19 protein-coding genes are annotated in these 17,857 nt (G+C 61.8%); 6 read left to right on the top strand and 13 right to left on the bottom strand.

Features of this window, described 5'->3' with window-relative positions:
• Positions 1 to 272: 272 nt before the first annotated feature.
• The 3 genes from def to FMF02_RS01430 form a co-directional block, all read right to left on the bottom strand.
• The gene (gene def / locus FMF02_RS01440; protein WP_141411959.1) at positions 273 to 818 is read right to left on the bottom strand and encodes a peptide deformylase; all 546 of its coding nucleotides are present in this window, start codon (positions 816 to 818) and stop codon (positions 273 to 275) included.
• Between the two features lie 126 nt (positions 819 to 944).
• Positions 945 to 1,373, bottom strand: coding sequence for a Holliday junction resolvase RuvX (gene ruvX / locus FMF02_RS01435; RefSeq protein WP_026075031.1), 429 nt, complete (start codon positions 1,371 to 1,373; stop codon positions 945 to 947).
• A 108-nt stretch (positions 1,374 to 1,481) separates the two neighbouring features.
• A complete protein-coding gene (locus FMF02_RS01430) occupies positions 1,482 to 3,026 on the bottom strand; it encodes a glycine--tRNA ligase (RefSeq protein ID WP_019131137.1) in 1,545 nt (514 codons plus the stop codon).
• Positions 3,027 to 3,797: 771 nt separating this feature from the next.
• On the opposite strand from FMF02_RS01430, the gene FMF02_RS01425 reads away from it, so the two are divergent.
• Positions 3,798 to 4,346, top strand: a complete 549-nt coding sequence (locus FMF02_RS01425; protein WP_141411958.1) for a hypothetical protein — start codon at positions 3,798 to 3,800, stop codon at positions 4,344 to 4,346.
• A 54-nt stretch (positions 4,347 to 4,400) separates the two neighbouring features.
• Here the strand turns inward: FMF02_RS01425 and radC are convergent, their stop codons facing one another.
• From radC to FMF02_RS01405, 4 genes are read right to left on the bottom strand one after another with little or no spacing between them, the layout of a single operon-like run.
• Entirely contained in the window at positions 4,401 to 5,054 is a 654-nt protein-coding gene (gene radC / locus FMF02_RS01420; protein ID WP_019131134.1) for a RadC family protein, read from the bottom strand.
• Between the two features lie 29 nt (positions 5,055 to 5,083).
• Positions 5,084 to 5,875 (bottom strand): ribonuclease III, encoded by a 792-nt coding sequence (gene rnc / locus FMF02_RS01415; protein ID WP_019131133.1) that lies wholly within the window; start codon positions 5,873 to 5,875, stop codon positions 5,084 to 5,086.
• A 12-nt stretch (positions 5,876 to 5,887) separates the two neighbouring features.
• Positions 5,888 to 7,135 carry a beta-ketoacyl-ACP synthase II gene (gene fabF / locus FMF02_RS01410; protein WP_026075030.1) on the bottom strand — a complete coding sequence of 416 codons (1,248 nt, stop codon included), beginning with the start codon at positions 7,133 to 7,135 and terminating at the stop codon, positions 5,888 to 5,890.
• Between the two features lie 60 nt (positions 7,136 to 7,195).
• The gene (locus tag FMF02_RS01405) at positions 7,196 to 7,432 is read right to left on the bottom strand and encodes an acyl carrier protein (protein WP_019131131.1); all 237 of its coding nucleotides are present in this window, start codon (positions 7,430 to 7,432) and stop codon (positions 7,196 to 7,198) included.
• Positions 7,433 to 7,610: 178 nt separating this feature from the next.
• On the opposite strand from FMF02_RS01405, the gene pepE reads away from it, so the two are divergent.
• From pepE to FMF02_RS01380, 5 genes are read left to right on the top strand one after another with little or no spacing between them, the layout of a single operon-like run.
• Complete coding sequence (pepE, locus tag FMF02_RS01400) at positions 7,611 to 8,312, top strand: dipeptidase PepE (RefSeq protein WP_141411957.1); 702 nt, start codon at positions 7,611 to 7,613, stop codon at positions 8,310 to 8,312.
• Between the two features lie 11 nt (positions 8,313 to 8,323).
• Entirely contained in the window at positions 8,324 to 8,833 is a 510-nt protein-coding gene (locus tag FMF02_RS01395; RefSeq protein ID WP_141411956.1) for a GNAT family N-acetyltransferase, read from the top strand.
• Between the two features lie 3 nt (positions 8,834 to 8,836).
• Positions 8,837 to 9,679, top strand: a complete 843-nt coding sequence (locus FMF02_RS01390; protein ID WP_019131128.1) for a prephenate dehydrogenase — start codon at positions 8,837 to 8,839, stop codon at positions 9,677 to 9,679.
• Positions 9,676 to 10,047 (top strand): YraN family protein, encoded by a 372-nt coding sequence (locus FMF02_RS01385; RefSeq protein WP_141411955.1) that lies wholly within the window; start codon positions 9,676 to 9,678, stop codon positions 10,045 to 10,047. Before FMF02_RS01390 ends, FMF02_RS01385 begins: the two co-directional genes overlap by 4 nt.
• A gap of 58 nt (positions 10,048 to 10,105) precedes the next feature.
• Positions 10,106 to 11,335: a 3-deoxy-D-manno-octulosonic acid transferase gene (locus FMF02_RS01380; protein ID WP_141411954.1), complete on the top strand. Its 1,230-nt coding sequence runs from the start codon at positions 10,106 to 10,108 to the stop codon at positions 11,333 to 11,335.
• 97 nt (positions 11,336 to 11,432) lie between these two features.
• Here FMF02_RS01380 and FMF02_RS01375 read toward each other — a convergent pair whose 3' ends face one another.
• From FMF02_RS01375 to lptB, 6 genes are all read right to left on the bottom strand, one after another.
• Complete coding sequence (locus FMF02_RS01375) at positions 11,433 to 13,172, bottom strand: M23 family metallopeptidase (RefSeq protein WP_141411953.1); 1,740 nt, start codon at positions 13,170 to 13,172, stop codon at positions 11,433 to 11,435.
• The gene (locus tag FMF02_RS01370; protein ID WP_141411952.1) at positions 13,154 to 13,678 is read right to left on the bottom strand and encodes a regulatory protein RecX; all 525 of its coding nucleotides are present in this window, start codon (positions 13,676 to 13,678) and stop codon (positions 13,154 to 13,156) included. Before FMF02_RS01370 ends, FMF02_RS01375 begins: the two co-directional genes overlap by 19 nt.
• Positions 13,657 to 14,502: a peptide chain release factor N(5)-glutamine methyltransferase gene (gene prmC, locus FMF02_RS01365; RefSeq protein ID WP_141411951.1), complete on the bottom strand. Its 846-nt coding sequence runs from the start codon at positions 14,500 to 14,502 to the stop codon at positions 13,657 to 13,659. The genes FMF02_RS01370 and prmC overlap by 22 nt, the downstream gene beginning before the upstream one ends.
• On the bottom strand, positions 14,481 to 15,479 hold the full coding sequence (locus tag FMF02_RS01360; protein WP_141411950.1) for a chorismate synthase: 999 nt from the start codon (positions 15,477 to 15,479) through the stop codon (positions 14,481 to 14,483). The genes prmC and FMF02_RS01360 overlap by 22 nt, the downstream gene beginning before the upstream one ends.
• A gap of 217 nt (positions 15,480 to 15,696) precedes the next feature.
• Positions 15,697 to 16,944 carry a 3-phosphoshikimate 1-carboxyvinyltransferase gene (gene aroA / locus FMF02_RS01355; protein ID WP_141411949.1) on the bottom strand — a complete coding sequence of 416 codons (1,248 nt, stop codon included), beginning with the start codon at positions 16,942 to 16,944 and terminating at the stop codon, positions 15,697 to 15,699.
• 63 nt (positions 16,945 to 17,007) lie between these two features.
• Complete coding sequence (gene lptB, locus FMF02_RS01350; protein WP_141411948.1) at positions 17,008 to 17,832, bottom strand: LPS export ABC transporter ATP-binding protein; 825 nt, start codon at positions 17,830 to 17,832, stop codon at positions 17,008 to 17,010.
• Between the last annotated feature and the right edge of the window lie 25 nt (positions 17,833 to 17,857).

Below are 17,857 nucleotides of genomic sequence, written 5' to 3'. Positions count from 1 at the left end.
TACGAATAAGCAAGGGCAAAAGCAAACTCGCTTGCATTTTGCCGAGCGAAAGTATCTTCGGCAAAGCCAAAGATACGAAAAGCGGAACGCAGAAGCAAACGCCGGTCTGATTATGCCGGAACGGAATTACGAGGCGTCGGCCGACGATAGGAAAACCCCGATGTCCGAGGATATTTCAGCCTGAATCCGGACGGGGCAACGCCGCCGCTCGGGGCGCTCTGCGCGAAGAGAGATTGTTTCCGAATTCTCTGCGGTTTCTCTTTCCGACGTGTTTATTTCGTCTTGTATGAACAGCGGTACTTTCCGCCTGCAAGCCGCTGCAACTTGCTTTTCAAAAGATTACGGCGCAGCGGCGAAAGCCGGTCGGTGAAGACCTTTCCTTCGATGTGGTCGTATTCGTGCTGGATCACGCGGGCGGGCAGTCCGGTGAACTCCTCGTCGTGTTCCACGAACTTTTCGTCGACGTAACGCATCCGGATCGAGACGGGACGGCGCACGTCCTCGTGCAGTCCCGGCAGCGAGAGACACCCTTCGTTGAAGAGCGAAGTCTCCTCCGAGCGTTCGTAGATTTCGGCATTGATGAAGGCGCGGCGATAGTCCGCCAATTCGGGATGGTCCTCGCCCCACGGCGTGCAGTCGACGACGAACAGGCGGATGTTCTTGCCGATCTGCGGTGCGGCCAGCCCCACGCCGTCGGCTTCGCCGAGCGTGAGGAACATGTCTTCGACCAGTTTTGCCAGGCCGGGGTAATCGGGCGCGATATTTTCGGAAGGGTTGCGCAACGTCTGCGAACCGTAAATGACAATCGGGTAAATCATGGTGTTATTCGTTTTTTTTCCATAGTCGTTTCTCGCCTCGGCAATTCAAGTAAACTCGATTGCACTCGGCTTAACGAAATGGTTCGGTATTTTTCCTCCGCAGGCGTCGTGGTAGCCGCGGCGGGGTTATCTGTGTTGTTCGGCGCGGCGGCTCGACATGAAATCTTCGAGGATGATCGTCGCCGATATTTTGTCCACCAGCGCGCGGTTGCGGCGTGCCATTTTGCGCAGGCCGCCGTCGAGCATGGCGCGGTGGGCGATCGCCGACGTGAACCGTTCGTCGTAGAGGACGACCTCGATCGAGGGGTAGGTACGGTGCAACCGCGCCACGAGCGGCAGCACGAAGCGCATCGTTTCCGACGGGGCGCCGTTCATCTTCAAAGGCTTGCCCACGACGATGACCGAAACGTCCTCCCGTGCGATATATTGTGTCAGGTAGCGCTCCAACTCGCGTGTTTCGACCGTGGCGAGTCCCCCTGCGATAAGTTGCAGGGGGTCGCTTACGGCGATTCCCGTGCGGCGCGTACCGTAGTCTATGGCGATGATCCGGCCCATCAGCAGGTGCGGTCTGGATGACGACGAATCGCTGCCGGCCGTCCGGCCGAAAGCACGGCGGCTCTCCGGCGGAGGCTGCCACACTCCGTTCTCTCGCGGCGATTCATATCAGAGGTTCAGTTTCCGGAAGAGTTTACGGTAGGAGACCTCGTCGTCCACCATGCGGTAGAGGTCGTCGATCGCCACGCGCTCCTGCTGCATCGTGTCGCGGTGACGCACGGTGACGGTGCCGTCTTCGAGCGTCTGGTGGTCGACCGTCACGCAGAACGGCGTGCCGACGGCGTCCTGGCGGCGGTAACGTTTGCCGATCGAATCCTTCTCGTCGTAGACCACGTTGAAGTCGTATTTGAGCTGGTCGATGATCCGCTGTGCGACATCGGGCAGTCCGTCCTTTTTGACCAGCGGCATCACGGCCACCTTGACCGGCGCCAGCGCGGGCGGGAAGGCGAGTACCACGCGGCTCTCGCCGTTTTCGAGCTGCTCCTCCCGGTAGGCCGCCGAGAGCACCTGCAATACCATGCGGTCGACGCCGATCGAAGTCTCGACGACGTAGGGCACATAGCTTTCGCCCGTTTCGGGATCGAAATACTGCATCTTCTTGCCGGAGAATTTCTGGTGGTTGCCCAGATCGAAATCCGTGCGCGAGTGGATGCCTTCCACCTCCTTGAAGCCGAAGGGGAAGTTGTATTCGATGTCGGTGGCGGCGTTGGCGTAGTGCGCCAGCTTCTCGTGGTCGTGGAACCGGTACTGATCGTCGCCGAAGCCCAGTGCGCGGTGCCATGCCATGCGGGTCTCCTTCCACTGGTTCCACCACTTCATCTCCTCGCCCGGACGCACGAAGAACTGCATCTCCATCTGCTCGAATTCGCGCATGCGGAAGATGAACTGCCGCGCCACGATCTCGTTGCGGAAGGCCTTGCCGATCTGCGCGATGCCGAACGGAAGTTTCATGCGGCCCGTTTTCTGGACGTTGAGGAAGTTGACGAAGATGCCCTGCGCCGTTTCGGGACGCAGGTAGATCGTGTTGGCCCCTTCGGCCGTCGATCCCATCTGGGTGGAGAACATCAGGTTGAACTGCCGCACCTCCGTCCAGTTGCGCGTGCCCGAAATGGGGCAGGCGATCTCGCAGTCGAGGATGATCTGCCGCAGTCCGCCCAGGTCGTTGGCGTTCATCGCCTCGGCGAAACGGGCGTGTACCTCGTCGCGTCTGGCGGCCGTCTCGGCGACGCGGGGCGACGTGGCGCGGTATTTCTCCTCGTCGAACGACTCGCCGAAGCGCTTGCGGGCCTTTTCGACCTCCTTTTCGATCTTCTCGTCCTGTTTGGCGATCCACTCCTCGATGAGTACGTCGGCGCGGTAACGTTTCTTCGAATCCTTGTTGTCGATCAGCGGATCGTTGAAGGCCGAAACGTGTCCCGAAGCCTCCCATGTGCGGGGGTGCATGAAGATCGCGGCGTCGATGCCCACGATGTTTTCGTGGAGCTTGACCATCGAATCCCACCAGTAGCGCTTGATGTTGTTCTTCAACTCGACGCCGTTCTGACCGTAGTCGTAGACGGCGCCCAGACCGTCGTAGATCTCGCTCGACGGGAAGATGAAGCCGTACTCCTTGCAGTGGGCCACGAGTTTCTTGAAAAGTTCGTCCTGAGTCATAGTCGTATGTCGTATTTTGTTTTGCAGATCGTTCCGATTGGCAAAGATACGAAAAGTCGGGCGCAGAAGCAAGCGAAAGTTCGATTATGTCGGAACGGAATGCCTGAGACGGAGTTGGAGATTGCGAACTGTTCTCGTTGGGGGGGGCGATTCGGATCGTAAAATCCCGTTCCGGGGCCGGCTTTGTGCTTAGGCATGTGTTTTGTGTATTGACGGGCAATATAATATTGTAGTTCTGTGCTCGATAGAATTGTTCTGCACCCATCTGTGTATCCGGAAAATCCGGCGAAAAAGCACGAGGAGACGGAATTGATCGGGGTGTGCCAAGAAATTCGATGGGCATTTTTCATATAAAAACTTGCATAGAGTTGTGTTTTTTCCTACTTTTGGATACGGTTTCCACAGGTTTGTACATATTGGGAAACCGATTCGAGCCCTGTTGTAAGCTGACAAAAACTGGTAAATTTTGGATTATAACGGGAATAACGGAAAGCTCGTGTTGTACCTGTGCGTTAGGCACGGGCCGTCCGTCTTTTATAGAGTATACCAGTACTTTGTCAGCTTGCGGATCGCGTTCGTGTCTTTCGCACAGTTTCGTTCGAAGGAGGGTTGCGATCCGACCGGATTCGAAAAATTTCCGCGACGCGAAGATCGCGGGAAGGTTCTGTTTTTCGGTTCCGGAAGCGACGGACAGGATTCGACTCCGGAAGGAACCGGCGGATGCCGGTAACGGGGCCTGTCCGTAAAGCACGGATTTAATCTCGTACTGTTATGGACATCAAATTTTTCGTGCCTTATGTCGAGGCGAAAAAACGGCTCGATATTCGGGCTTCGATCGTGGGCCGCTGGTTGGAAGCGGGTTCGTATGAAGACCGGCGCGGCGACGGGGTGTGGCGGAGGGTTCGCACGTCGCGTATGAACCGCGATTTTTCCGTCTGGCTGCTCGATTTCAAGAGCCGCGGCCGGCTGGTTCGCACCGAGGTCGCACCCGGAAGAAGACGTTACGGGATCGTTCCCGACATCGATCCGGGCGAAATCCCCGATTTGAAGGAGTTGCCCTATGTCGCCGGTACGCAGTCCGTACAGCACGATGCAGAGACCGACAGCTACTATGAGGTGGGCGAGGCCGGTCTGCTTTCGGTCAGAAGGGGATATTCGGATTACATGGATTATCGTTTCAATCGTCGCAGCGGGGAACTGGTGCTTCCTGAGGGGCGGATGCTGGTCATGCGTCTCGACGAAGAGGAGATGTGGGTGATGGATCACGACCAGTACGAACTGGAATATCCGACCGTCGAGCGTTTCCGGCGATTGAAATAGATGATACGCGGAGTCGTTCCGCAGAGGGGAGCGGGGATTTCGTGCGGCGGCGTTTCAGAGCAGTCCGGCCGACCGGAACGAGAAACTGCCGGCGCGGGCGACGATGATGTGGTCGAGCAGCCGGATGTCGAACAGCGCGGCCGCCTGCGCGATGCGGGCCGTCAGCATCCGGTCGGGTTCGCTCGCTTCGGCGCTGCCCGAAGGGTGATTGTGGACGAGGATCAGCTGCGTCGCCAGCAGTTCGAGCGCCCGTTTGACGATGAGGCGGTGGTCGACCACCGTTCCCTGCACGCCGCCCTGACTGATGCGCTGCCGTTCGATGATGCGGTTCGACGACGAAAGGTAGACTGCCCAGCACTCCTCGTGGTCGAGCTGTTCCAGCTCGGGGCGGAAGAGGCGGATCACGTCGTCGCTCGTGACGAGCGTCGTCGTTTCGGCCGCTTGCGCTTGCAGGATGCGCCGACCCAGTTCCGCGGCGGCCGCAATGCGTGCCGCGCGGCGCTGACCCATGCCTTCGACCATGCGAAGCCGCGGCAGCGGATCGCGGCCGAGCCGGGCCAGAGCTCCGTCGTAGTATTCCAACAACCGTTCGGCCAGTCGGCGAGCCGCCGCTTGCTCGCCGCCTTCGCCCAACAACAGCGTCAACAGTTCCGTGTCGTCGAGCGACGCGGAACCCCGTGAAGTGAGTTTGTCGAGAAGTTGTTTCATGGGAGAGGTGAGTTGGGGACTGGTCCGCATCAGCGGCTTTCCCCGCCCAGCCGGAGCCGGTCGACTTTGTCGAGCAGTGCGGCGCAGGTTTCGTCGGAGAAGCTCTGCGAAACGGAGTAGGCCGCCTGCTGCTCCGCCTCCTTTTTCGACTCGCCGCTGCCGTGTCCCACCTCCATGTTGTCGATGAGCGCCGTCGAACGGAACAGCGGATGGTTCGCCGCCGAATTCTCCTGCCGGGTCGTACGGAAACGGATCGTGTGGTGGTTTTTCTGGCACCACTCGATCAGCCGGCTCTTGAAATCGTTCTCCGACTCGGTCAGTTCTTCGAGCGACAGGTGTTCGCGGAAGAGGCGGTTGATGAGCAGCCGGTTGACGAAATTGTATCCCTGATCGAGGTAGATCGCACCCATCATCGCTTCGAACGCATCGCCGAAGATGTGCTTCTGCGCCAGCGTATTGCTGCTCCCGTCGAGAATGACGTAACGGTCGAGACCGATCTGGCGGGCGATCGCGTTGAGCGACTGGCGCGAAACGATTTTCGACCGGAGCTTGGTCATGAATCCTTCGTCGCGGTCGGGGAATTCGATGTAAAGGTAGTCCGACGTGACGGCTTCGATCACGGCGTCGCCCAGATATTCGAGCCGTTCGTTGTTGATCTGCCGTCCGTCCTCCAAAACCAAAGAAGCTGACTTGTGAATCAAAGCCAGCTTGTAAAGTTCGATGTTGTGCGGAACGAATCCGAACAGCCCGTCGATCGCGCGGTAAAACTCCTTGTCGGGGCCGAAATTGCACCGCCAGGGGCGTAACAGGAAATCGATCACCTCCGCCGGAAGTTAGAACTTGCGGAAAATGATCGTCGAGTTGTGACCGCCGAACCCGAACGTGTTGCTCATCGCGGCCTTCACATCGCGGTGTTGTGCCTTGCCCAGCGTGAGGTTCAGTTTGGCGTCGATCTCCGGATCCAGCTCCTCCACGTTGATCGTGGGCGGTACCACGCCCCGGGTGAGCGCGAGGATGCAGGCCAGTGCCTCGATGGCGCCGGTGGCACCCAGCAGGTGACCCGTCATCGATTTGGTCGAGGAGATGTTCAGGTCGTAGACGTGGTCGCCGAAAACGCCTGCGACGGCTTTCAGCTCGGCGATGTCGCCCAGCGGGGTCGAGGTACCGTGAACGTTCACGTAATCGATCTCTTCGGGTTGCATCCCGGCATCTTTCAGCGCGGCTTTCATCGACAGGATGGCGCCCTTCCCTTCGGGGTGGGGAGCCGTGAAGTGGTGTGCGTCGGCCGATGCGCCGCCGCCTACGACTTCGCAGTATATCTTCGCACCGCGCGCCTTGGCGTGTTCGTACTCTTCGAAGATCAGCGCGCCGGCGCCCTCGCCGATCACGAATCCGTCGCGGTGTACGTCGAACGGGCGCGAAGCGTGCTGGGGGTCGTCGTTACGGGTCGAGATGGCCTGCATCGACGAGAATCCTCCCACGCCCGGTTCGTTGACCGAAGCCTCCGAACCGCCCGTGACCATCACGTCGGCCTTGCCCCAGCGGATCTGGTTGAAGGCGTCGATCATGCCGTGGTTCGACGAAGCGCAGGCCGAAACGATACAGTAGTTGGGGCCCATGAATCCGTACTTCATCGAGATGAAACCGGCCGCGATGTCGGCGATCATGCGGGGAATGAAGAACGGGCTAAACCGCGGGGTGTTTCCTCCCTCGGCATAGCCCGTACATTCGTCGAAGAACGATTTGAGTCCTCCGATACCCGAACTCCAAATGACGCCCGCCTGCTCCTTGTCGAGCTTCTCCATGTCGAACCCTGCGTCCTCCACGGCCTGCGTGGCGGCGATGAGGGCGTACTGGGTGAAGAGGTCGTACTTGCGTACCTCCTTGCGGTCGAAATACTGGGAAGGGTCGTAATTCTTTACTTCACAAGCGAATTTCGTTTTGAATTTCTCCGTGTCGAAGTGCGTGATGGGGGCGGCTCCGCTGACACCTTTCTCGAGATTCGAAAAATATTCCTGAATAGTATTGCCGAGTGGGTTAATCGTACCTACACCTGTCACCACTACACGTCTTGCTGTCATATTGAAAATCGGATTGATTGAAATGAAACGAATTGCTGCGAAGAGAAACTTATGGCGAAATTATTTCTTGTGCTCTTCGATATACTTGATCGCGTCGCCGACCGTCGCGATCTTCTCTGCGTCCTCGTCGGGGATCTGAATATCGAAAGCCTTCTCGAACTCCATGATGAGCTCTACGGTGTCGAGCGAATCCGCACCGAGGTGGTTGGTGAAGCTTGCTTCGGGTACGACTTCCGACTCTTTGACTCCCAGCTTGTCTACGATGATCTCGACGACTTTCTGTTGAACTTCTGACATGATTGTAATTTTTTAGTTAAACAAATATTGTTGAAAATACTTTTCTATTTTCACGCAGAATTTTTCGCAAAAATAACACTTTTTTTGTTACATTTGTCATACTCGCAAAAGATTTTATCAACACGATTGTCCACAAATTACGGATTTTTTTATTTAAGATATTGAATAGTAGAATATTATGAGATTATTGCTGATATCCAACTCGACCAATGCGGGGGAGGCTTACCTCGCTTATCCCATGCCGCGTATCGGAGAGTTCCTGCGCGGGGTCAGGGAGGTGGCGTTCGTCCCCTACGCTGCCGTCACCTTCTCCTATGCCGACTACGAGCGGCGCGTGCAGGCGCGTTTCTCGGAATTCGGCATCCGCGTCCGCTCGGTGCACCGCGCCGCCGATCCCGCGGCGATGATCCGCCGTGCCGAAGCGATTTGCGTCGGCGGCGGCAACACCTTCGCGCTGGCCAAAAAGATGCAGGAGCAGGGGCTGATGCGGGCGATCCGCAACCGGGTGAAGGCGGGTGTCCCCTACGTGGGTTGGTCGGCCGGCAGCAACGTGGCCTGCCCCGCGATCTCGACGACCAACGACATGCCGATCGTCGAGCCGGAGTCGTTTCGTGCGGTGGGTGCGGTGAAGTTCCAGATCAATCCCCATTACCTCGACGCCAATCCCGAAGGACATGCCGGCGAGACGCGCGAGGTGCGCCTGTTGGAATTCGTCGCAGCCAATCCCCGCCGTTACGCCGTGGGGTTGCGCGAGGGGTGTATGCTGCGCTACGAGAACGGCCGGTTGGAGCTGTTGGGCAGCCGTCCGATGCGGATTTTCAAGAAGGGACTGACCCCCTATGAGGTGCAGCCGGGCGACGATCTTTCGTTTTTATTATAATTAAGGTATATATGATGACTATTCGTGAAATCGAGTCGGGGAGCGACATCATGGAGGTGAACAGGCTGGCGGGGCTGATCTGGCACGAGGCCTACCGCGGGATCGTCTCGCGCGAGCAGATCGCCTACATGATCGAGCGGTTCCAGTCCGTGCGGGCGATTACCGAGCAGCTGGCGCTCGAAGGCTATCGCTATTTCCTGATGGAGGACGAAGGACGGGCCGTCGGTTACTGCGGCGTGCAGCCGCGCGACGGGCGGCTGTTCCTGAGCAAAGTCTACCTCTTGCATGAGGCGCGGGGGCAGGGACGTTTCCGGCAGATGCTGGAATACCTGCGCGGACTGTGCCGCGAGGTCGGCGCACGGACGATCTGGCTCACGGTCAACCGCCGTAACGAGCGGGCGATTGGCGCTTATCGCCGGGCTGGGTTCCGCGAGGTGCGTGCGCAGGTAACCGACATCGGCGGCGGATATGTGATGGACGATTATGTCATGGAATTGGAGACGACTCTGCAAAAGGAATAGACGATGAATGTGTTGATTATAGGCGTCGGCCTGATCGGCGGATCGTTTGCGCTGGCTCTGCGCGACCGCGGGCTGGCGGAGCGCATCGAGGGGGTGGAGGCGTCGGAGGAACATGCCCGGCGGGCGCTCGAACGGGGGCTGGTCGACCGGATCGTGACGCTCGAAGAGGGGCTTCCCTCGGCCGATCTGATCGTGCTGGCTACGCCCGTCGATACGATTCCGTTGCTGACGGTGAAGATTCTCAACCGCATCGCGCCTCATCAGGTCGTGATGGACACCGGTTCGATCAAGGGCGAGTTGTGCGAGGTGGTGGCCATGCACGCCCGCCGTGGACGGTTCGTGGCCACGCACCCGATGTGGGGTACCGAGTACAGCGGTCCCGACGCCGCCAGCCGCGGAGCCTTCGCGGGCCGGACGGCCGTGATCTGCGAGCGCGAACGCAGCGATCGGGATGCGGTCGAGACCGTCGAGCGCCTCTACGGCGCGTTGGGGATGCCGCTGGTGTCGATGGAGCCGGAGGAGCACGACCTGCATACGGCCTATGTCTCCCATATTTCGCATATCACGTCGTTCGCGCTGGCGCTCACCGTGTTGGAGAAGGAGCGCGAGGAGCAGCATATCTTCGACCTGGCGGGCGGCGGCTTCGAATCGACGGTGCGACTGGCCAAGAGTGCACCGCGCACGTGGGTGCCGATTCTGCTGCGCAACAAGTACAATGTGCTCGACGTGCTGCGCGAGCATATCCACCAGTTGCAGATCATGCGGCGCATGATCGAGCGCGACGACGCCGAAGGGTTGACGGCGGCCATGCAGCGGGCCAATGCCATTCAGAAGATCCTGCCGTGACCTTTCCTCCGTCCGCCGATACGGGCCGCCGTGGCGAACAGGCGGCCGTCGACTACCTGCGCAGGGCGGGTTTTGCAATCCTCGAACGCAACTGGCGGTCGGGGCGCTACGAGTTGGACATCGTCGCGCGGCGATGGGACGAGCTGCATTTCATCGAGGTCAAGACACGCCGTGCGGGTGGCCTGACGACGCCCGAAGAGGCGATCACGCCCCGCAAGTTCGCCTCGCTGCGCCGTGCCGCCGAGGCCTACATGACGCAGCATCGCGTGCGGCTCGAACCGCAGTTCGATCTGGCGGCGGTCGATCTGTTTCCGGACGGGTCTATGAACGTGCGTTTTACGGAGCGGGCGATGGAATGCAACTGGTAATTTGGGTTTTAACGCAAAAATAGTTACCTTTGCCGAACTCAACTTTCGATAACAGCGCATGTGGTTGTATAATTTGGGTATTTCGCTCTATGCCGGAGGCATCCGCCTGGCCGCTCTTTGGCACGGAAAAGCCCGGCTGTGGAGCGAAGGCCGACGGAATATATTCGAACGTATGGAGGCTGCCGTCCGTCCCTCCGACAGGATCGTCTGGGTACATGCCGCTTCGCTGGGGGAGTTCGAACAGGCCCGTCCGATCATCGAACGCCTGCGGGCGGAACATCCCGAATACAAGATCCTGCTCACGTTCTTCTCCCCGTCGGGGTATGAGATCCGCAAGAATTACGAGGGTGCCGATTATGTCTTCTATCTTCCTGCCGACACCCCCTCCAACGCCCGCCGTTTTCTGGACATCGTCCACCCCGAGATCGCCATTTTCATCAAATACGAATTCTGGATCAACCTGCTCTCCGAACTGCGGCGCCGCAAGGTGCGGTCGTATATCGTTTCGGCGATTTTCCGCCGCAATTCGGTTTTCTTCCGTCCCTACGGCGCCATGTGGCGGCAGGCGTTGGAGACCTTCGACACGCTGTTCGTGCAGAACGTCGAATCGAAACGGCTGCTCTCTGAGATCGGGTTCGACAACGTGGTCGTCGCGGGCGATACGCGCTTCGACCGTGTGGCTCAGATCGCCGCAGCGGCGCAGCGGGTGGAGACGATCGAACGCTTTCGTGGCGGCGGTCGTCTTTTCGTGGCCGGATCGACGTGGGGGCCCGACGAGGAGATTCTTCTGCCGCTCGTGAACGCCAATCCGGATGTGAAGTTCGTCATTGCGCCCCACGAGATGGACGAGGGGCGTATCGCGCATCTGATGCGTGATGCGAAGGGCGGCGCCGTGCGCTATACGCAGTGCGATGCCGCGACACGGTTCGACGACGTACAGGTGCTCGTGCTCGACACGATGGGGATGCTCTCGTCGGTCTACGGATCGGCGACCTGGGCCTACGTCGGAGGCGGGTTCGGCGTCGGCATCCACAATACGCTCGAAGCAGCGACCTTCGGCCTGCCGATTGCCTTCGGCTCCAATTACGGCAAATTCAAGGAGGCGCGCGACATGGTGTCGCTCGGCTGCGCTGTGTCGGTGCGCACGGCCGGCGAACTGGCGGCGTGGTTCGCGCCGCTGCGCGACGACGAGGAGACGCTCCGTCGTGCCAGCCGCACGGCCAAGGATTACACCGCGCGCAACCAGGGCGCTACGGGCATCATCCTGCGCAGCATTTTCAATTCATAACGGATCGGCGCGGTTTCCCGACGGCCTGTCCGGACAGAAATCACCCCTGCCGCAACTGCTGCGGCAGGGGTGTTCCTTGTTCGAACGGAACGAGGTTTTACCGGTAATACGTTCCCTCCCACACGCGGGTGTTGCCCGCGCCGTCGGTGGACGTGAGGCGCAGCGTATGCTCGCGGTTGCGGCCGAAGAGCTCGTCGTCGAAGTAGTGGGTGTAGGTGCCCTTCACGCGGTTTTCTTCCAGAATGGCCATGCGGCCGTCGACGAGGCAGCTGACGGAACCGACGCCCGAGAAGTTGTCGCCGACGGAGAACGTGACGCTGCGCTGTCCGCTCAGGTCGTGTGCCGTGAAGCGGGGGCGGATCGTGGGGCGCACAGTGTCGGCCACGACGAAAAAGGTTCCCAGCGAGCGGGTGCGCAGGCGGATGCGTCCGTCGCTCCATTTGCCGCCTTCGTAGCGCAGCTTCCCCTTGGGCGAGAGCGAGGCCAGCACCGCGTGACGGCGCAGCTCGGGCGGAACCTGCGTCGCGTCGATCCACAGCGTCGCGTAGCGGTGCATCGGCAACCGCACGTCGAGGATCTCGACGCCGCGCGACAGGAAGAGCAGCGTCGAGTCCTTCGGCTGCGGTTCGTCGTAGGGCCGCTGCGTGTAGAAACATGATTCGTAGAGCGTTCCGGCGGGAATCTCGATCCGCACGCCGTCGCCCTCGCGGTGGAAGTCGCGGTCGTGGCGGACGACGGGCAGCGAATCGCACGCCGGTGCGCGGAACGAGCGTTCGTCTGCCTTGCCTTCGACCGTGAAGGCGAGCACCGAACGGTTGCCGCAATCGTCTTCGGCCGTGATGCGCACCTCCTGCCGCCTGCCTGCGGGGGTGGTCAGCAGCGCACGGTTCTTCATCGTCGTGAAGAAGCGGTCGGGACAACCGGCCGGCTGCGTGAGGCGGATCACCTCGTTGCGCGACGAGAGCTGCATGGGATAATAGCTCACGGCGTTGCAGTAGCGTGTGTCGCCGAAGAGGAACCCGTCCATGCGGTACTCGTAGCGTACCTCTCCGTCGACCTCTTCGGTCAGGCGGTAGATGCCGAAGGTATTGTAGACTTCGTCCTTGCGGTCCGAGCACTCGACGATGAAATAGCCGCGCCGCCCGACCGCGACGGGTTGCGTCTGCCGCAGCGCATAGTCCCCTTCGCTGCGGCGTACCACGTCGAAGGTGCGGGGGCGGCTGTGGACGGGAACGTCGCCGAGCGAGTCGACCTCGACGTAGTGCAGCCGCATGATGCGGGGTGCGATACGGTCGCGTACGGGTAGCAGTTTCGCGGCCAGCGTGTTGAGTGTCCGCTGGTCGGAGCTGCGGCGCACCTCGAAGTGGAGATGCGGCCCGAACGACATGCCCGAATTGCCCGACAGGGCGACCGTGTCGCCCGCGCGGACAGGGAATAACGAAGGCTTGCAGGTGAAATCGACGTTGCTGCGCCCCTGCTCGTAGCGTTTGTAGCGCAGGTAGGATTCGATGTCGGTGCGGAAGCGTTCGAGGTGGCCGTAGACGGTCGTCGTGCCGTCGGGGTGCGCGATGTAGAGTGCGCGACCGTATCCGCTGGGCGAGACGGCAATGCGCACCACGTAGCCGTCGGCGGCAGCCACGACGGGCTTGCCCGTCACGCCGTCGGTCTTGATGTCCACGCCCGAATGGAAATGGTTGGGGCGCATCTCGCCGAAGTTGGCCGAGTAGAGCCCCGCCACGTTGCGGACGGGGAAGCGGTAACGTTCGGATCGAGGTTCCTGCGCGGGGGCGGCCAGAAGCCCGCCCGAAAACAGCAGCGTTAAAAGAATGTGTCGCATGAGTCGTCGGTCGTTGCGATGAGCGCGTCCGCCGCGTCGCGCACGGCTTCGTAGTCGTAGCCCTGTGCGAGACCGTAGCGGATCAGTTTGTTTTTCAGTTCATAAGGTGTTGCGGCGCGGGTGGTGCGCACCTTGCGGCGCAGCAGGTCGGCCAGCCGTTCGCGTGCCGTACCGGCATCGAGCGCAGCGAGCGCGCGCTCGATCGTCTCGCGGGCGATGCGTTTGCGGTGCAGCGCGTCGGCGATCTTGCGTGCGCCCCAGCCGCTGAGGTTGATCTTTTCGCGCACGAAGGCTTCGGCGTAGCGGGCGTCGTCGATGAATCGGTCGCGGCGCAAACGTTCGAGCACCCGTTCCCGGTCGGCCGGTGCTACGCCCCAGCGCGTCATCAGCCGGCGTGCGTCCTCCTCCGAGCGTTCGGCGCGGGCGCAGAGGCGCATCAGCGCAGCGAGCGCCTGTTCCGGTGTCTTGGTGCGGGGCACCGCGTTTATTTTCTTGCCGTACAGCATAGTATTCTCGGTTTGTCGTTGATGTCGCGTCGCACGGCGATGTCGCCGAACCCTTCGTTGGCGAGCAGCCGCGCCGTCTCGTCGGCCAGCTGTTCGTAGATTTCGAACCAGAGCCGTCCGTCGGGGCGCAGCAGCCGGCGTGCGGCGCGACCGATCGCGCGGTAGAAGCGCAGCGGATCGTCGTCGGGGACGAAGAGCGCTTCGGGCGGTTCGTAGTCCCGCACGTTGACGTGCATCGCCGCGCGGTCGCTCTGCGGCACGTAGGGCGGATTGGAGACGATGAGGTCGAACGCCGCGTCGGGCAGTTCGTGCAAGCCGGCCAATGCGTCGGCCTGCACGAAGCGTACTTCGGCGCCCAGCCGCACGGCATTGCGGCGTGCGACGGCGAGTGCCTGCGGCGAGAGGTCGACGGCCGTTACGCGCGCATCGGGGATAAGCCGCGCGAGACTTACGGCGATGCAGCCGCTTCCGGTTCCCACGTCGAGCGCTGCGGCTCCGGCGACAGCTCTGGCCGCGGCGGCTGCGACCAGCTCCTCGGTTTCGGGACGCGGGATCAGAACGCCTTCGCCGACTTCGAAGGTCATGCCGCAGAACTCGGTATGCGCCAGCACGTATTGCACGGGGCGTCCGGCGGCCAACTGGCGGACGGACTCTTCGAGGTCGGGGATGTCGGCCTGCGCTTCGGGGGCGACGACGTATTGCGTCAGCGTGATGCCGCACCGCTCGAAGGTGAAGCGGCGGGCGATCTGCTCGGCTTCGCGCGGCTCGTAGAGCGGCGCGATCGCACGGCGGATGCGGTCGATCACTTCGCGGCGCGTCGGCATCGGTCGCGGAGTTTGAAGTCGGCGAGTGCGACGGCCATCGCCGCTTCGACGACGACGGCCGCGCGCAGGGCGATGCAGGCGTCGTGCCGTCCCCGTATGCGGAGCGGTGCGACGCGGCCGGCGGCGAAGTCGAAGGTCTGCTGTTCGCGGGCGATGCTGGCCGTCGGTTTCACGGCCGCGCGCACGATGAGTTCGTTGCCGTTGGTTATGCCGCCCGCGATGCCGCCCGCATGGTTGGTCGCCGTGCGGCCGTCGGCGTCGGCGATCGGGTCGTTATGGGCGGAACCGCGCAGGGCTGCTGCGGCGAACCCGTCGCCGAACTCCACCCCTTTGATCGCGGGGATGGCGAAGAGCAGGTGTGCTGCCGCGCTTTCGACCGAGTCGAAAAAGGGTTCGCCCCAGCCGGCGGGGATGCCCGCTACGCGGCACTCGACGATGCCGCCCACGGAGTCTTCGTCGCGCAGGGCGTCGTCGATCGCGTCGTCGAACCGCGCCGGATCGGTCTGGCCGCCGACGGCGGTCAACCGCGTGGAGAAGGTCGCACCGCCGAGTATTTTTTTCGCTACGACGCCCGCGGCTACGAGTGCCAGCGTCAGTCGGCCCGAGAAGTGGCCGCCGCCCCGCGGGTCGTTCCATCCTTCGAACTTGACGGCCGCCGTGCGGTCGGCGTGCGAAGGACGGGGCTGCGTGAGCAGGTTGTCGTAGTCGCCCGAACGGGTGTTGGCGTTTTCGAAGACGAGCGTCAGCGGTGCGCCCGTGGTGTGTCCCTTGTAGAGTCCCGACACGATCTGCGGCAGGTCGTTTTCCTGGCGCGGCGTCGTCCCTTTGGCGCCGCTGCGGCGTCGGGCCAGATCGGCTTCGAAATCGGGAATGTCGAGCGGAAGCCCGGCCGGTACGCCGTCGAGCGTGACGCCGATCTGCGGACCGTGGGATTCGCCCCAAAGGGTGATGCGGAAGAGAGTGCCGAAGCTGTTCATAGGTATGGATCGGTTAAGGCTGCTACATGCCATTCTACACCGCCGTACCTCAAAGCCCTGCCAGCCAGGCGGGCCTTGCTCGAAGCCCCCGCTAAGGCAGGGGTTTGGGGGTGGATCCAATCTGTAAACGCGGCGTAGCCGCGAACGCTCCGACAAGCGGGCGTGTGCAGCGGTCCGAAAAACCGACGAGGTGTAAAGTTAGATATAGCAGTCATGATTAATTTACGCGCAGCGATTCCAGGTCTTCGAAGAAACGCGGATAGCTCTTGGCCACCGCTTCGGCCCCTTCGATCGTGATCGCACCCGACGAACGCAGCGCCGAGACGGCCATCGACATGGCGATGCGGTGGTCGCCGTGGCTGAATACCCGTGCCGGACGGATCGCACCGCCGCGGATGCGCATGACGTCGGGCGTCGAGAGGTCGATCTCGATGCCGACCTTGGCGTACTCCTCGCGCAGCGTCTCGGCGCGGTCGCTCTCCTTGTGCGCAAGGCGCGACGTGCCTGTGATGAGGCTTTCGCCTTCGCAGGCGGCGGCCAGCGCCGCCAGCGGCGGGAAGAGGTCGGGGCACTGCGTGGCGTCGAACTCGAAGGCCCGGAGCGGACGGCGGCGGACGGTGATGCGATCCGCTTCGTGGATCAGCTCCGCGCCCGCCCGTACCAGTGCGGTGCAGACGGCCGTGTCGGCCTGCTTCGAAAGGATCGACACGTTGTGCAGCGTCACTTCGCCGGCGACGGCTCCCGCCACGAGCAGCGTGGCGGCGGCGCTCCAGTCGCCTTCGATGCTGTAATCGGTCGGTCGGTAGCGCTGGCCGCCTTCGATGTAGAACTGGGTGTAGCCGTTGTGGAGGATCTCCGCACCGAAGCGGTGTGCCGCCTCGACCGTCATATCGATATAAGGTGTGGAGACGGCGCGCCGCACGTCGATCGTGAATTCGCCGCGGGCGGCCGGCAGCGCGAGCAGCAGGCCGGTGATGAACTGCGACGAGACCGAACCGTCGACCTCGACCGTCGCGCTGTGCAGCGGGCCGCAGACATCGAACGGGAGGAACCCGTCGCGGTGGCGCACCTCGACGCCCAGCTGCCGGAGCGGGGCGATCATCATCGTCATCGGGCGGCGCAGCAGCGTCCCTTCGCCCTCGATGCGAAGCGGAACGCCCGCAAGGGCTGCGATCGGCGTGAACAGCCGGGTCGAAAGACCCGATTCGCCCACGTGGAGCGTGCGCCCGCGCGGGGCCAGACCGCCCCGTATTTTCAGTGTATGAGGGTCGACGACCGTGACGTCGGCGCCCAGCGCTTCGATGCAGCGCATGGCCGAGCGGGTGTCGTCGCACAGTTCGATGTTACGCAGTGTGGATTCTCCCTCTGCCAGAAGCGCCGCCGCAAGGGCGCGCTGCGCGTAACTTTTCGAGCAGGGGGGAGTAAGCTCTCCTTGTATCTCCCCCGGCGGGACGGATCTATCCATAGAGTCGTTCGCAGTGGTTTAACTATTCGGTCGTTGTATGTATTCGTGCGGCGGCGTGTCGGGCTACTCGTGCGTAGCTTCGGCATCGGTTTCCGAAACGGAGTGCTGCGCTTCGGCACCCTGTTGCCGCAGGCGGTCGATCGTCGGGCTGCGGCGCAGTTCGAAGTGCTTGCCCAGATAGCGTTTGCGCACTTCGGGGTCGGCGGCCAGCTCCTCCGGCGAACCCGTTTTGAGCACCTTGCCCTCGTAGAGCAGGTAGGCGCGGTCGGTGATTGCGAGCGTCTCGTCGACGTTGTGGTCGGTGATGATGACGCCGATATTCTTGTTTTTGAGCGTGGCGACGATCGACTGGATGTCCTCCACGGCGATCGGGTCGACGCCGGCGAAGGGTTCGTCGAGCAGGATGAACGCCGGATTGATCGCCACGGCGCGGGCGATCTCCGTGCGGCGGCGCTCGCCGCCCGAAAGCTGGATGCCCATGCTTTTGCGCACCTTCTCCAAGCGGAACTCCTTGATGAGCGCCTCGACGCGCTCGGCCTGATACTCCTTCGAGAAACGGGTCATTTCGAGTACGGCGCGGATGTTGTCCTCGACGCTCAGCCGGCGGAAGACCGAAGCCTCCTGCGCCAGATACCCCACGCCCATCTGCGCGCGGCGGTAGACCGGTTCGTCGGTCAGTTCGGCGACGCGGCCCTCGTTGTCTTCGAGGAAGATTTTCCCCTCGTTCGGCTTTATCAGCCCGACGATCATGTAGAACGTGGTGGTCTTTCCCGCGCCGTTGGGCCCCAGCAGTCCGACGATCTCTCCCTGGTTGACGTCGATCGAGACGTGGTTGACGACCGTGCGGGCTTTGTATTTCTTGACGAGTTCGCTTGTGAAAAGGCGCATTTCTTTTGATAAATTTTCACAAAGT

Origin of the sequence: Alistipes communis (assembly GCF_006542665.1) — a bacterium.
Lineage (GTDB): Bacteria > Bacteroidota > Bacteroidia > Bacteroidales > Rikenellaceae > Alistipes > Alistipes communis.
This window is presented reverse-complemented; position numbering and strand designations above follow the sequence as displayed.